This is a genomic window from Bradyrhizobium erythrophlei, from assembly GCF_900142985.1.
In the GTDB taxonomy this organism is placed as follows: Bacteria; Pseudomonadota; Alphaproteobacteria; order Rhizobiales; family Xanthobacteraceae; genus Bradyrhizobium; species Bradyrhizobium erythrophlei_B.
Map to the genome: position 1 here is coordinate 6669736 of NZ_LT670849.1, position 13422 is coordinate 6683157.

15 protein-coding genes are annotated in these 13422 nt (G+C 62.1%); 13 read left to right on the plus strand and 2 right to left on the minus strand.

The features are described from left to right. The first annotated feature begins 27 nt into the window (after positions 1–27). The 9 genes from nagZ (at position 28) to surE (ending at position 7415) form a co-directional block, all read left to right on the plus strand. Positions 28–1056: a beta-N-acetylhexosaminidase gene (gene nagZ, locus BUA38_RS32050; protein WP_072824374.1), complete on the plus strand. Its 1029-nt coding sequence runs from the start codon at positions 28–30 to the stop codon at positions 1054–1056. Continuing rightward, complete coding sequence (locus BUA38_RS32055) at positions 1053–1880, plus strand: segregation and condensation protein A (protein WP_072824376.1); 828 nt, start codon at positions 1053–1055, stop codon at positions 1878–1880. The genes nagZ and BUA38_RS32055 overlap by 4 nt, the downstream gene beginning before the upstream one ends. Before the next feature lie 48 nt (positions 1881–1928). Beyond that, entirely contained in the window at positions 1929–2627 is a 699-nt protein-coding gene (gene scpB / locus BUA38_RS32060; RefSeq protein ID WP_244553113.1) for an SMC-Scp complex subunit ScpB, read from the plus strand. A 185-nt stretch (positions 2628–2812) separates the two neighbouring features. Continuing rightward, on the plus strand, positions 2813–3046 hold the full coding sequence (locus tag BUA38_RS32065; protein ID WP_072824381.1) for a twin-arginine translocase TatA/TatE family subunit: 234 nt from the start codon (positions 2813–2815) through the stop codon (positions 3044–3046). Positions 3047–3175: 129 nt separating this feature from the next. After that, complete coding sequence (tatB, locus tag BUA38_RS32070) at positions 3176–3646, plus strand: Sec-independent protein translocase protein TatB (RefSeq protein ID WP_072824383.1); 471 nt, start codon at positions 3176–3178, stop codon at positions 3644–3646. Then, positions 3643–4461 carry a twin-arginine translocase subunit TatC gene (tatC, locus tag BUA38_RS32075; protein ID WP_072824385.1) on the plus strand — a complete coding sequence of 273 codons (819 nt, stop codon included), beginning with the start codon at positions 3643–3645 and terminating at the stop codon, positions 4459–4461. The genes tatB and tatC overlap by 4 nt, the downstream gene beginning before the upstream one ends. A gap of 135 nt (positions 4462–4596) precedes the next feature. After that, positions 4597–5943, plus strand: coding sequence for a serine--tRNA ligase (gene serS, locus BUA38_RS32080; protein ID WP_072824387.1), 1347 nt, complete (start codon positions 4597–4599; stop codon positions 5941–5943). 126 nt (positions 5944–6069) lie between these two features. Continuing rightward, positions 6070–6519 (plus strand): hypothetical protein, encoded by a 450-nt coding sequence (locus BUA38_RS32085; RefSeq protein ID WP_072824389.1) that lies wholly within the window; start codon positions 6070–6072, stop codon positions 6517–6519. Between the two features lie 128 nt (positions 6520–6647). Further along, positions 6648–7415 carry a 5'/3'-nucleotidase SurE gene (gene surE, locus BUA38_RS32090; protein ID WP_072824391.1) on the plus strand — a complete coding sequence of 256 codons (768 nt, stop codon included), beginning with the start codon at positions 6648–6650 and terminating at the stop codon, positions 7413–7415. A gap of 9 nt (positions 7416–7424) precedes the next feature. On the opposite strand, the gene BUA38_RS32095 is transcribed toward surE, so the two are convergent. Continuing rightward, positions 7425–7802: a response regulator gene (locus BUA38_RS32095; protein ID WP_072824393.1), complete on the minus strand. Its 378-nt coding sequence runs from the start codon at positions 7800–7802 to the stop codon at positions 7425–7427. 222 nt (positions 7803–8024) lie between these two features. Between BUA38_RS32095 and BUA38_RS32100 the strand changes: the two genes are divergently transcribed. Together BUA38_RS32100 and BUA38_RS32105 are read left to right on the plus strand one after the other, a co-directional pair. Then, on the plus strand, positions 8025–8675 hold the full coding sequence (locus BUA38_RS32100; RefSeq protein WP_072824395.1) for a protein-L-isoaspartate(D-aspartate) O-methyltransferase: 651 nt from the start codon (positions 8025–8027) through the stop codon (positions 8673–8675). A 108-nt stretch (positions 8676–8783) separates the two neighbouring features. Continuing rightward, entirely contained in the window at positions 8784–10100 is a 1317-nt protein-coding gene (locus tag BUA38_RS32105) for a LysM peptidoglycan-binding domain-containing M23 family metallopeptidase (RefSeq protein ID WP_072824397.1), read from the plus strand. Here the strand turns inward: BUA38_RS32105 and BUA38_RS32110 are convergent. Further along, positions 10087–10998 (minus strand): ATP-binding protein, encoded by a 912-nt coding sequence (locus BUA38_RS32110; RefSeq protein ID WP_244553114.1) that lies wholly within the window; start codon positions 10996–10998, stop codon positions 10087–10089. The genes BUA38_RS32105 and BUA38_RS32110 overlap by 14 nt on opposite strands. Before the next feature lie 426 nt (positions 10999–11424). On the opposite strand from BUA38_RS32110, the gene yajC reads away from it, so the two are divergent. Together yajC and secD are read left to right on the plus strand one after the other, a co-directional pair. After that, entirely contained in the window at positions 11425–11781 is a 357-nt protein-coding gene (yajC, locus tag BUA38_RS32115; RefSeq protein WP_072824401.1) for a preprotein translocase subunit YajC, read from the plus strand. Between the two features lie 41 nt (positions 11782–11822). Next, on the plus strand, positions 11823–13421 hold the full coding sequence (gene secD, locus BUA38_RS32120) for a protein translocase subunit SecD (protein WP_072824403.1): 1599 nt from the start codon (positions 11823–11825) through the stop codon (positions 13419–13421). The last annotated feature ends 1 nt before the right edge of the window (position 13422 follow it).

Below are 13422 nucleotides of genomic sequence, written 5' to 3' on the forward strand. Positions count from 1 at the left end.
TGGCGTTGGGCGGCTAATCCGCGCCTCATGACGCGCAAGGCATTCATCACAGGCATATCCGGAACGGCCCTGAGCGCCGAAGAGCGCGCGTTCATTGCGGCCGAGCGCCCCTGGGGCTTCATCCTGTTCAAACGGAACATCGGGACGCCCGGCCAAGTTGTCTCTCTGGTTGATGAACTGAAGAAAAGCGCCGGGCGCCCGGACGCCGCGGTCCTGATCGACCAGGAAGGCGGCCGGGTCCAGCGCCTTGGGCCGCCGCAGTGGCCGTCCTATCCGCCGGGCGCGCTGTTCGGAAGGCTCTACGACCTTGATCCGGCGCTGGGGCTGAAGGCGGCACGCCATAGCTCGCGGCTGATCGCGGCCGACCTCGGGGAACTCGGCATCACCGTCGATTGTCTGCCATTGGCGGATGTCCCGGTCGCCGGCGCCGATGCGGTCATTGGCGACCGCGCCTATGGAACCGAGCCGGGAAAGGTGGCCGCCATTGCGCGCGCCGTCACTGAAGGGCTGGTGCAGGGTGGTATTTTACCGGTGCTGAAACACATCCCGGGTCATGGGCGGGCCACGGCCGACAGCCATTTGCGGCTTCCGACCGTGGACACGCCGCCAAATGACCTCGAAACGACGGATTTTGCGGCCTTTCAGCCGCTAGCGGATCTGCCGATGGCGATGACCGCACATGTTGTGTTTAGTGCGCTCGACCCGGTCCATCCGGCCACGACTTCTGCGACAATCATCGAACGAGTGATTCGCGGCGTGATCGGGTTCCAAGGTTTGTTGATGAGTGATGACGTGTCGATGAATGCGCTCTCCGGGTCGATTGCGGAGAGGACGAGAGCGATCTTCTCGGCCGGCTGCGACATCGCCCTCCATTGCAACGGCAACCTCGATGAAATGCGCGAGGTCGCCGCCGAGACGCCGGAATTGTCAGGGATAGCGCTTGCGCGGGCCGAACGCGCGCTGGCATCGCGGGGAGCGCCGCAACCATTCGACAGGGCCGCGGCGCGGGCCGAATTAGACGCGATGATGGTGAGAGCAGGGACGTCGGGCGCATGACCGCGGAAATTCTCTCATTCGATACCGGCCGTCCGGCCGAGATCGCCGATGGCGAGCCTGCGCTTGTCGTCGACGTCGAGGGCTACGAAGGCCCGCTCGATCTGCTGCTGGCGCTGGCGCGGCAACAGAAGGTAGATCTCGCCAAGATTTCGATTCTCGCGCTTGCGGATCAGTATCTGCAATTCATCGAGGAGGCGCGAAAGATCAGGCTTGAGCTTGCCGCCGACTATCTGGTGATGGCGGCCTGGCTTGCGTTCCTGAAATCGCGGCTGCTGTTGCCGGAGCCGCCGACGGCCGAGGGGCCGAGCGCCGAAGAGATGGCGACCGCGCTTGCCAACCGGCTGCGCCGCCTGGAAGCCATTCGCGAGGCTTCAAACCGCCTGATGAACCGCCCGCAGCTGCAACGCGACATTTTCCCGCGCGGCTTTCCCGAAACCATCGCGGAAATCCGCCATCCCAGATACACGGCGACCTTGTACGACCTGCTCGCGGCGTACGCCGTTCAACGTCAGCAGACGGTGTTGGCTTCGGTGCATCTTGCACGACGCACGGTGTGGTCGCTGGCCGAAGCGAGGGCATCGCTGGAGCGGCTGGTGGGCCTCGCCGAAGAGTGGAGCCGCCTCGACGAATATCTCCTCCATTACGTCGTCGACCCCTCGCAAAAGGCGACCGTGTTTGCGTCGAGCTTTGCCGCGGCGCTGGAACTCGTCAGGGAAGGCCAGGTGGAGTTGCATCAGCAGGAGGCGTTCGCTCCGTTGTTTTTCAGAAAGCGTCCGCCGCAACCGGCGCCCGACGCGATGTCCGCCCCGGATCAAGCGGGCTAGTGAGTGGAAGAAGGAGATTGTGCCATGGCAAGCCTGGCGGAAAAGCGCATGGCCGACGTAGACGAGCAACCCGATAACAACCTGCAGACGCGGCCTGAAGAGCTGCGGCTGCTGGAGGCGCTGCTGTTCGCCTCCACCGAGCCGCTCGACCAGGCGACGCTCGCTAAGCGGATGCCCGATGGCGTCGACATCAAGGTCGCGCTGGCGCAGTTGCAGGCGGACTATGCCTCGCGCGGCGTCAATCTCGTTCGTATCGCCAACAAGTGGACGTTCCGCACCGCCGGCGACCTGTCGTGGCTGATGACGCGCGAGAGCACGGAGACACGGCGGCTGTCGCGTGCGGCGATCGAGATGCTTGCCATCATCGCCTACCATCAGCCGGTCACGCGCGCCGAGATCGAAGAGATCCGCGGCGTGGTGACTTCGAAGGGAACACTCGACGTGCTGCTCGAGACCGGCTGGATCCGGCCGCGCGGCCGCCGCAAGACGCCCGGACGCCCGCTCACCTTCGGGACGACGGAAGCCTTTTTGTCGCAGTTCAGCCTCGAAGCGCTGAGTGATCTGCCCGGCCTTGAGGAACTGAAAGGGACGGGCCTGTTGGATACGCGGCTGCCTTCAGGTTTCACTGTTCCGACACCTTCCGACGACCCGGCCTTGCGCGAGGACGAAGATCCCCTGGAAGCAGGCGATCTGGAACTGGCTTTGGCCCCTCGGGTCGAACCGGAAACCGGCTCGGGAAGCGAATAAACGCGAATTTGCCAGCATTCGCATCGGTTAGATAACGCGGCCATGTCGAGCGTTAACGGTCAGCCGCTTAACACGTATTTTAAGCGGCCTAAGTGCTTGTTTTTGGCACCCCTTGAGCCTACGTTCGCCTGATGTAGGTGGGCGCTGCAAGCGTCCCTGATTTCGCGTGTTTGGAGGGTTGCAGGATGGGTTCATTGAGCATTTGGCACTGGATCGTCGTGATCGCAGTCGTCCTGCTGCTGTTCGGTCGTGGCAAGATTTCCGACCTGATGGGTGACGTCGCTCAGGGCATCAAGGCCTTCAAGAAGGGCATGCAGGACGACGACAAGGCCGTTGAAAAGACCGAGCCTGTGAAGTCGATCGACCACAACGCCTCGCCGCAGGCGGCGCGGACGGATGTCGGCAGCAAGGCCGTTTGATCCGCCGGGCGCATCGCAAGCCGGCGCGCATGATTGTGATCATGCAGACGGCAAGACCGGCGGAATAAGGACGCGGACGGGCCAGTCTCGATAGCGGAAGACCTTGGCCTCGCGTGAGCGGAAGTTTTCATGTTCGATATTGGTTGGAGTGAATTCGCCGTCATCGCCGTGGTTGCGCTGATCGCCATCGGTCCCAAAGAATTGCCGGGCGTGCTGCGCATGGTCGGACAATGGGTCGCCAAGGCGCGCAAGATGGCCGGCGAATTCCAGGGCCAGTTTCAGGAAGCGATGCGCGAGGCCGAAATGGCCGACCTCAAGAAGAGCTTTGACGAGGTCAAGGAGGCCGCGACCGGTTTTACGAGCGGCAACGTGATGACCTCGCTCGAAAAGGACGTCAGCGCCGCCCTTTCGATCGACGACAAGCCGGCCGCAACAACCGAGGCAGCCGCATCGCCGGAAGCGAGCGCCGCTGTCGCAGCCGAAACCGCAGCCTCGGAGCCATTGGTGATCACCCCGCCGACCGAGCTTGTTTCCTCCACGCCGGATACGCATTCGGCGGCCGTTGAGGCCGAACCCGCGCGGGACGCCAAAGCGTCATGAGCGACGACGATATTGAGGCCAGCAAAGCGCCGTTGATGGATCACCTGATCGAGCTGCGCTCGCGCCTGATCAAGGCGTTGCTCGGCTTCGGCATTGCGTTCATCCTCTGCTTCTTCATCGCCAAGCAGATCTACAACTTCCTGGTATGGCCTTTCGTCTGGGTCGCAGGCCCCGAAAATTCGAAATTCATCTACACTGCGCTGCTTGAATATTTCATCACCCAGCTGAAGCTTGCGCTGTTTGGCGCCGGCTTCATCTCGTTTCCGATCGTGGCCGGACAGATTTACGCCTTCGTCGCGCCCGGACTTTACAAGCACGAGCGCAAGGCGTTCGTGCCTTACCTGATCGCGACGCCGTTCTTTTTCGTGCTCGGCGCGATGCTGGTCTATTTCGTCGTGCTGCCGATGCTGGTTCGATTCTCGCTCGGCATGCAGCAAATGAGCGGCCCGGAGACCCCGCAGATTCAGCTTCTGCCCAAGGTCGGCGAATTCCTGTCGCTGACGATGTCCCTGATCTTTGCCTTCGGGATTGCTTTCCAGCTTCCGGTGATCCTGACGCTGTTGGGCAGGATCGGCGTCATCACGTCCCAGCAACTGCGCGACAAGCGGCGCTACTTCATCGTGATCGCCTTCATTATCGCCGCCGTGCTGACCCCGCCGGATGTCTTGAGCCAGGCTTCGCTCGCGATTCCCTTGCTGCTTCTATACGAAGGCTCGATCTGGTCGGTGCGGATGGTGGAAAAGAAGGCCGCCGCCAGCAAGACCTCGACCGGGGCAACGCCGCCGGCGCCAACCACGCCGACACCGGCGGAGTAGGGCTCTTTCGCTGAAAAGTTGGATCATCCGCTTTCGCGGATGATGATGGCCGTGCTAGAGGCGAGCCGTTATGTTGACATGCAGCGTTTTTGGTAATTGTCAACGTAACGATTGGAGCCGCTAGAGAGTCCCGCCATGCACGACATCAAATCGATCCGCGAGAACGCCGCTCAATTCGACGCCGGCTTGAAGCGGCGCGGGTTGGAGCCGCTGTCGGCGTCGCTGCTCGCCATCGACGAGAAGCGACGTGCGGCAATTCTCAAGTCGGAGCAGGCGCAGGCCCGCCGCAACGCGGCCTCGAAGGAAATCGGCGAAGCCAAGAAGGCCAAGGATGAAGCACGTGCGGCGAGCCTCATGGCCGAAGTCGCCGAGCTCAAGACGACGATGCCGGAGATGGAAGCCGCCACGAAAGCGGCGGATGCCGAATTGGCGACCGCGCTTGCGGCAATCCCGAATTTGCCGCTCGACGAAGTACCCGATGGCGTCGACGAGCACGGCAACGTGCAACATCACGTCTTCGGATCGGCGCGCAGCTACGCTTTCAAGACGAAGCCGCATGACGATCTCGGCAGCGCGCTCGGCCTGATGGATTTTGAAGCGGCAGCAAAATTGTCGGGCGCGCGGTTTGTCGTCCTCAAGAAAGGCCTGGCGCGACTGGAGCGCGCGATCGGGCAGTTCATGCTCGACCTGCACACGAACGAGCACGGTTATGCGGAAATCAATCCGCCGCTGCTCGTTCGCGACGAGGTGATGTTCGGCACCGGTCAATTGCCGAAATTCGAGGAAGATCAATTCTGGGCCATCAAGGGCGAACTGCTCACGACCGCTAGCAACGATACGGGCTTTGAAAATTTGAAAAGCGGGCGGCTCGGGCTGATCCCAACCGCGGAAGTCTCCCTCACCAACCTCGTCCGCGAGTCGATCGTCGACGAGAAGGAATTGCCGATGCGCCTCACGGCGCTGACGCCATGCTTCCGCGCCGAAGCGGGGGCAGCCGGACGCGATACGCGCGGCATGATCCGCCAGCACCAGTTCACCAAGGTCGAACTGGTCTCGATCACGACGCCCGAGGCGAGCCGCGACGAGCACGAGCGCATGCTGGCCTGCGCGGAAGAAGTCCTGCGCAAGCTCGAACTTCATTACCGCGTCATGACGTTGTGTACCGGCGACATGGGTTTTTCATCGCAGAAGACCTATGACATCGAGGTCTGGATGCCCGGGCAGGGCGAGGGCGGCGCGTTCCGCGAAATCTCGAGCTGTTCGGTCTGCGGCGACTTCCAGGCACGCCGGATGGATGCACGCTATCGCCGCAGCGACGGTAAGCCGCACTTTGTGCACACCTTGAACGGGTCCGGTACGGCGGTCGGCCGCGCGCTGATCGCGATCATGGAAACCTACCAGCAGGCCGACGGCTCGATTGCCGTGCCTGACGTGCTTCAGCCCTACATGGGCGGCGCCAAGGTCGTCACGCCGGATCGCTAATTCCGAACTACAACACTGGCGCGATTTGTTTGACGCGTGTCCTGATCGCGGTTGCGCACACCGGTCGCGCGAGTATCCTTGTTTCCGATAGCGTCGAAATGCATTTTTTCGAAAGCGACTTCGTCCATGCCCCTGCACCGCGACATCCACTGGGTGGGCAAACAATGGGCAGTCACGGGCTATGGCATTCAGGCCTGCAATCAGAGGCAAAGGGGGCAATTCGACATTGAGGCGTCGCGTCTGTGGGACGATGGGGTGCAGGATGCCATTCGCGCCGAAAAATGGGTCAATGCCGAGGATTTTGAGAAAGCCGTCGCCGCTGCCCGCAAATACTATCCGGAACCGCCACGCAAGACGCCACCGCCCAAACTGGTTCCACCGTTAGAGGTTAAGCCTGCCCCAACACCGCAGGCCAAGCTGGTTCCGCCCCCAAAACCATTCGTTGTCTCGGAACCGCAGCCAAAGCCTGAACCGCCGAAATTCGACCTGCGGGTCGAGGGCGGCGGGAAATTGACGCCGGTCTGGCGGATTCGTACGCCCGTCGCCGTTCAGCCGGACAATCCGACGCCGGAGTAGATTGGGTTGTCGGCTGCGCGGATCAGACAGGCAAAACTCACAATAAAAACAGTGAGTTTGCGTCACGCCCCATAGCCGTCTAAGACGGCACCAGGCCATGGAATCGACTGGAAAGGGCCGCTTTGGCGATGCGGATTTTATGCACCAACGATGACGGCATTCACGCGCCGGGCCTCAAAATCATCGAGCAGATCGCGCGGGAACTGTCCGATGACGTCTGGGTGGTCGCGCCGGAGCTCGATCAATCCGGTGTTTCGCATTCGCTCTCGCTCAATGACCCGCTTCGTCTCCGTGAGGTAGGTCCTCGTCATTTCGCGGTCCGGGGAACGCCAACCGACTGCGTCATCATGGGCGCGCGCCACATCCTGGGCGAGAAGCGGCCTGATCTAGTGCTCTCGGGCGTCAACAAGGGACGCAACGTCGCCGAGGACGTCGTCTATTCCGGCACCATTGCAGGCGCGCTTGAAGGCACCATCCTCGGCTTGCCGTCTTTCGCCCTGTCGCAGGAGTTTTCGATCGAGACCCGCGAGAAGCCGCTGTGGGACACGGCCCTCAAATTCGGCCCCTCGATCCTGCGCAAGGTGATCGATGCGGGGGTGCCAAAGGACACCGTGATCAACGTCAACTTCCCGGCCTGCACGGCCGATGAAGTCAAAGGCGTGCGCGTGACCCGGCAGGGCAAGCGCAACCTCGGCTTCCTGAAAGTCGATCAGCGGCGCGACGGCCGGGGCAATCCTTACTTCTGGATCGGATTTGAGCGGCTCGCCAAGGTCGACGTTCCGGCGGAAGGCACTGACCTGTGGGCGCTGGCGTCGCGCTACGTCTCGGTGACGCCGCTTCGGCTCGACCGCACCGACGAAGCGTTCTCGGCCGCGCTGACATCGACGCTGAAGTAGGGGTAAGCTTCAAACCGCGGTGCGGTTCAGGGCCTGCTCGATGGTGCGGGCCAGCGTTTCGATCTGAAACGGCTTTTGCAGCGCCGGCCGGTCGCGATATTCCGCCGGTAGTCCCGAGGACCCATAACCGGTCGCAAAGATGAAGGGACGGTTGCGCGCCGCAATGAGGTCGGCAACCGGCGAAATCACCTTGCCGTTGACGTTGACGTCGAGAATGGCAAGATCGAAGTCGACCGACTGCGCAAGGCGGAGGGCGTCGCTGACTTCGCCGGCCTCCGCGGCGATGCTGTAGCCGAGTTCTTCCAGCATGTCGGCAACCATCATCCTGATCATCACCTCGTCTTCGACGAGGAATATCGATCCACCTGACGTCCGCGCCGCACCCATCCATGGAATCCTTGAAATCCGGGAAATAAGGATCGCAAATATCGACATCGGGCGCAATCTCGACCTGCCGGGCAACGGCGTGAGATGGAACACGAATTCGAAATGTATGTTTCCCGGAATCGGGGTGTTTGTGCCATCACATAGTCCGGTGGCCGATAAGCCAGTGCGGCGAATTTCAAGTTCCTGTCGGTTTTTCCGCGACTCGGAGCTCTAGGGACCCCGATGCCTGACGCCAAAAATCCGCCCCGGAAGATGATGTTTCAGCTTGGCCTGCGGCGGCGCGGGATCAGCGATCAGGCGGTGCTGCGCGTCATGGAGGACGTGCCGCGCGAACTTTTCGTCGAACCGGCCGATCGGGATGATGCGTATCGGGACACGGCGCTTGGGATCGCGTGCGGGCAAACCATCAGCCAGCCCTTCGTGGTGGCCTACATGACCGAGCAGCTGAGTTTGCAGAAATCGCATCATGTACTCGAGATCGGCACTGGCTCTGGCTATCAGGCCGCGATCTTGTCCAGGCTGTGCAAATGGGTGCTCACGATCGAGCGTTACAGGACGCTGGCCGACCGTGCCCGGAAACGGCTGGAAGATCTCGGCTGCGACAACGTCGAGGTAATGGTGGGGGACGGCTTCGACATTCCCGCAGGTGTCGGCAACTTCGACCGCATCCTGGTGACCGCAGCGATGGAGCAGATTCCGGACGCTCTCGCCGAACGGCTCGAACCGGAAGGCGTGCTGATTGCCCCTGTCGGCCCGCAACACGGCGTCCAGACGCTTGTTCGCCTGGTCAGGACCGAAAGTGGCTTCGAACGCCGGGAGCTGGTCGACGTGCGTTTCGTGCCAGCGCTGCCGGGCATTGCGCGCGAACTGTAAAATCCCGGATCGGCTGTACCGCCAACATCTTATTCGGAGGCTTAAGCGGTTATTTACTCGGCACGTGTTAACTCAAATGAGTATTTTGTTGCGTACGAGTGAGTAACCATGTCCCGTGCCGTCGCGTTGCTTTGCTCGCGCCGTGCTCCGCTGATGGCGGCGCTGGCGCTGATGTCGATCGGTTTTGCTGGTTGCAGCGCCGATATGCAGTCTCGGCTTTCGGAAAATCCCTTTGCTTCCAATGAATCGACGGCCTCCGTGCCGCCGGCCTCAGCCGAGCGCCGGGAGCTTCCGCAATATTCGCGACCCCAGGCGCAGGTTCAGTCGCAGAACCTTCCGCCGCCGATTTCCGCGCCGCAGTCCTATCCTGCAAGTTCCGGCGTTTCCGGCGGCGGTCGCGGGCTCGCTTCCTATGCGCCCCCATCGCGTCCGATCGAGACAACCGGCAGCGTTCCGCATTCGGTCGCGGCCGTGCATCCGGTCCAGGGGACCAAGATCATCGTCGGCACCAGCGACACGCTGGAAATTCTGGCTCGCCGTTACAATGTGACGCCGGCCGCGATCCTTCAGGCCAACGGCTACAAGGGACCCCGCGCCCTGTCTCCCGGACAGCAATTGATCATTCCGCGCCCGGGCGCAGTTGCGGCTGCTCCAGCTCCAGCCATGTCGGCACCGGCCAGCAAGCCGGCTCTCGCCTCTGCCGCGCCTTCGGTCCATGTCGTCAACCACGGCGACACGATGATGGGCATCGCGCGCCGCAACCATATTTCCGTAGGCGAACTCGCCAGGGCCAATGGCCTGCCGCCGACTGCGCAGCTCAAAATCGGCATGAAACTCAACGTGCCGGTGAAGTCGTCCGCGGTCGCCGCGCCGGTGACGCAGCCGGCGGTGGCCCAGGCCGCTCCCATATCCGCTGCGCCCGTGACCAAGCTCGCGGCAGTCACCGCTGATCCGCAACAAAAGGTGCGGCTGGCGCAAACGACGAATGTCGACGAGGCGCCCGCTGCCGAAGCGCCGGTGAAATCGGCTGACGCCACGGGTGCTTTGCCGACCTTCCGTTGGCCGGTTCGGGGCAAGGTGATCACGAGCTATGGCGCCAAGACCAACGGCAAGTCCAATGACGGCATCAACCTCGCGGTGCCGGAAGGCACCCCGGTGAAGGCCGCCGAAGACGGCGTTGTCGCTTACTCCGGCAATGAACTGAAGGGCTACGGCAACCTCGTGCTGGTGCGTCATTCCAACGGCTACGTGACCGCCTACGCGCACGCCAGCGAATTGCTGGTCAAGCGTGGCGACAGCATCAAGCGCGGGCAGGTGATCGCCAAGTCAGGCCAGTCGGGCGAAGTGAGTTCGCCGCAGCTTCACTTTGAAATCCGCAAGGGTTCGAACCCGGTCGATCCGCTTCAGTTCCTCAACGGAGCTTGATCCGGACGCCAAGCCGGCCTGCCAGTTCCTGCGTGAACTGCCAGGCGACGCGGCCTGAACGGGAGCCGCGGGTGGTTGCCCATTCCAGCGCCTCGCGTTCAAGCTCCTCTTCGGGGAGCTTGATGCCGAAATGGCTGCAATAGCCCTTCACCATCGCAAGGTATTCGTCCTGGCTGCACCGGTGGAAGCCGAGCCAGAGACCGAAACGATCCGAGAGCGAAACCTTCTCTTCGACGGCTTCGCCCGGATTGATCGCGGTCGAGCGCTCGTTCTCGATCATCTCACGCGCGAGCAGATGACGGCGATTGGAGGTCGCATAAAGGATCACGTTGTCGGGACGTCCCTCGATGCCGCCCTCGAGCACGGCTTTCAGCGACTTGTAGGACGCGTCGTTGCCGTCGAAGGAAAGGTCGTCGCAGAACACGATGGCGTTGAACGGCGCATGGCGCAGGATATCCATCAGGGCCGGCAAGCTCTCGATATCCTCGCGATGGATCTCGATCAGCTTGAGACGGTCGGCCGGTTTGCGATCGCAATTGATGCTGGCGTGCGCCGCTTTCACCAGCGAGGATTTTCCCATGCCGCGCGCGCCCCACAACAATGCATTGTTGGCGGGAAGGCCGTTGGCGAAACGTTCGGTGTTCTCGATCAGGATATCCCGCATCCGCTCGATGCCTTTGAGCAGGCCGATATCGACGCGGCTGACATGGGGAACGGGTGCAAGCCGTCCATCGGGATGCCAGATAAAGGCGTCGGCGCGATGCAGGGTCTCGCCGCCGTCGGCCGTTGGGGCTGCGGCCGCTAGGTGGGCTGCGATGGTCTCCAGCGCTGCGGCAATCCGCTCCGCGGTCTCGTGCCCGGACGCAGGCGCAGCTGCCGTTGAGACCCGTCGGGGCATCGCTTGACGCTTGAGTTTTTGGGCGGGACGTGAGGCTGATTTTCCGGGCTTTTTCGACATCTCTAGTGGTCCGATTCTAACATTCGCATCCCTTCGCGGCGGTCACTTTTGCGAATGTTAGAATCAAAGGACCACTAGCAAATATAGGTTTCTAGTGGAGTTTAGGATTTGACATTCGCTTGACGAACCCGCGGCTAGGCGGGAAAGCGAATGTCAAACCCACTCCACTAGCCTTTCTGACGCCGAACCCTTAACGGGCCTTGCAGGGGGCCGCAAGCGGCCCAAATGAGGGGTCCTGTACAGTGAGTGGCGGCGTTGCAATTGGGGCGCTGGCCGCTATAGTCCGCGCGAAATTCGCCCCGGACCGGCCGGGCGCCGGACCCGCGCGCCTATCTCGGCCACACCCGCTCCACGAGGATTGAACGAATGCTGATTACCCCTGCGTTTGCCCAGGCCGCAGCCGGCGGCGATACCAACAGCATGTTGATGTCGCTGCTGCCGTTCGCGTTTATCTTCGTCATTATGTACTTCCTGATCCTGCGGCCGCAGCAGAAGAAGGTGCGCGATCACGCCGACCTCGTGAAGAATATCCGCCGTGGTGATACCGTGGTGACGACGGGTGGCCTGGTCGGCAAGGTGACCAAGGTCGTCGACGATGACCAGATCGAGTTCGAGATTTCGGACGGCGTTCGCGTTCGCCAGATGCGGCAGATGATCTCCGGCGTTCGCGCCAAGGGCGAGCCGGCCAAGGAACTCGGCAAGGACGAGACCGCCGCGAGCTGACGTTCGGGCGCCGCTTTCTCTGGATCTGACGAGTCAATTCGATGCTTTATTTCACGCGGTGGAAAGCGCTGGCGATCATCCTGACAGCGCTGGTGGTGTGCCTGTGCGCGGTGCCGAACTTCTTCCCGGAGGCGCGGGTCAAGACCTGGCCGCTATGGGCGCAGCGTCATCTGGTGCTCGGTCTCGACCTGCAAGGCGGCTCCTATCTGCTGCTCGAAGTCGATTCCAACTACATCAAAAAGACAAAGCTCGATCAGATCAGAGACGATGCGCGGCGAGCGCTGCGCGACGCGAAAATTCGGTTCTCGGGCGGCGTGGCGGTTCGGGGCGATGCGGTGGAAGCTCGCATTTCGGAACCGGCGGATGTGCCGACCGCCCTTTCCAAGTTGCGTGAACTGTCGCAGCCGCTGGGCGGCCTGTTGGGCTCAAACGGTCAACGCTCACTCGAAGTGACGGACGCTGGCAACGGGTTAATCCGTCTCACCGTGCCGCCGGCAGCCATCACAGAGCGCATTCGGCAAACCATCGAGCAATCCATCCAGATCGTCGAAAAGCGCGTCAACGAACTCGGCACCGTTGAGCCCGTGATCCAGCGCCAGGGCACCGATCGTATTCTGGTGCAGGTGCCGGGCTTGCAGGATCCGACGCGGTTGAAGATATTGCTCGGCCAAACGGCCAATATGGAATTCCGCATGGTCGACGAGACGGTCGCACCCGATGCGGTCGCCAAGGGAACGATCCCGCAGGACGACGAACTCGTGCCGGAGGTCGGAGGGCAAAATCTGCCCCTCAAGAAGCAGGTGCTGGTTTCGGGCGGCGATCTGAGCGACGCCCAGACCGCGTTCGACCAGCGCAGCGGCGAGCCGGTCGTGAGTTTCAAATTCAATTCGTCAGGCGCGCGCAAGTTCGCGCAAGCCACGACCGAAGGTGTCGGGCAGCGCTTTGCCATCGTGCTTGACAATAAGGTGATCTCCGCTCCCGTTATCCGCGAGCCGATCATCGGCGGGCAGGGACAGATTTCCGGCAATTTCACGGTGCAGTCCGCCAACGACCTTGCGATCCTCTTGCGCGCGGGTGCGCTGCCGGCGCCGCTGACCGTCATCGAGGAACGCACCGTGGGTCCGGGCCTCGGTCAGGACTCGATCGAAAAGGGTGAACTCGCCGCCTATGTCGGTTCGATCCTGGTCATCGTCTTCATGCTCGTGACCTATCGGCTGTTCGGGCTGTTCGCCAACATCGCGGTTGCCATCAACGTCGCCATGATCTTCGGTGTGTTGTCACTGCTCAATGCGACGCTGACGCTGCCGGGCATTGCCGGCATCGTGTTGACGGTCGGCATCGCGGTCGATTCCAACGTGCTGATCTATGAGCGCATTCGCGAAGAAATTCGCGGCGGGCGCAACGCGATTTCAGCCATCGATGCCGGCTTCAAGCGCGCGCTCGCCACTATTCTCGACTCCAACATCACCACTTTTATTGCGGCAGCCGTGCTGTTCTATATCGGTACCGGCCCGGTGCGCGGTTTTGCCGTGACGCTCGGCATCGGCATTCTCACCACGGTTTTCACCGCTTTCACGCTTACCCGGCTGATCGTGGCCTGGTGGGTACGGTGGAAGCGGCCGCAAAGCGTGCCGATCTGAG

Bases quoted from the DNA above. Each gene is read 5' to 3' on its own strand.
- scpB (WP_244553113.1), top strand. From the start codon at position 1,929: ATGGCCGACGTAGACGAGCAACCCGATAACAACCTGCAGACGCGGCCT.
- BUA38_RS32110 (WP_244553114.1), bottom strand. From the start codon at position 10,998: ATGCCCCGACGGGTCTCAACGGCAGCTGCGCCTGCGTCCGGGCACGAG.
- serS (WP_072824387.1), top strand. From the start codon at position 4,597: ATGCACGACATCAAATCGATCCGCGAGAACGCCGCTCAATTCGACGCC.
- BUA38_RS32095 (WP_072824393.1), bottom strand. From the start codon at position 7,802: ATGGGTGCGGCGCGGACGTCAGGTGGATCGATATTCCTCGTCGAAGAC.
- secD (WP_072824403.1), top strand. From the start codon at position 11,823: ATGCTTTATTTCACGCGGTGGAAAGCGCTGGCGATCATCCTGACAGCG.
- tatB (WP_072824383.1), top strand. From the start codon at position 3,176: ATGTTCGATATTGGTTGGAGTGAATTCGCCGTCATCGCCGTGGTTGCG.
- BUA38_RS32085 (WP_072824389.1), top strand. From the start codon at position 6,070: ATGCCCCTGCACCGCGACATCCACTGGGTGGGCAAACAATGGGCAGTC.
- surE (WP_072824391.1), top strand. From the start codon at position 6,648: ATGCGGATTTTATGCACCAACGATGACGGCATTCACGCGCCGGGCCTC.
- BUA38_RS32105 (WP_072824397.1), top strand. From the start codon at position 8,784: ATGTCCCGTGCCGTCGCGTTGCTTTGCTCGCGCCGTGCTCCGCTGATG.
- nagZ (WP_072824374.1), top strand. From the start codon at position 28: ATGACGCGCAAGGCATTCATCACAGGCATATCCGGAACGGCCCTGAGC.
- BUA38_RS32065 (WP_072824381.1), top strand. From the start codon at position 2,813: ATGGGTTCATTGAGCATTTGGCACTGGATCGTCGTGATCGCAGTCGTC.
- BUA38_RS32100 (WP_072824395.1), top strand. From the start codon at position 8,025: ATGCCTGACGCCAAAAATCCGCCCCGGAAGATGATGTTTCAGCTTGGC.
- tatC (WP_072824385.1), top strand. From the start codon at position 3,643: ATGAGCGACGACGATATTGAGGCCAGCAAAGCGCCGTTGATGGATCAC.
- BUA38_RS32055 (WP_072824376.1), top strand. From the start codon at position 1,053: ATGACCGCGGAAATTCTCTCATTCGATACCGGCCGTCCGGCCGAGATC.
- yajC (WP_072824401.1), top strand. From the start codon at position 11,425: ATGCTGATTACCCCTGCGTTTGCCCAGGCCGCAGCCGGCGGCGATACC.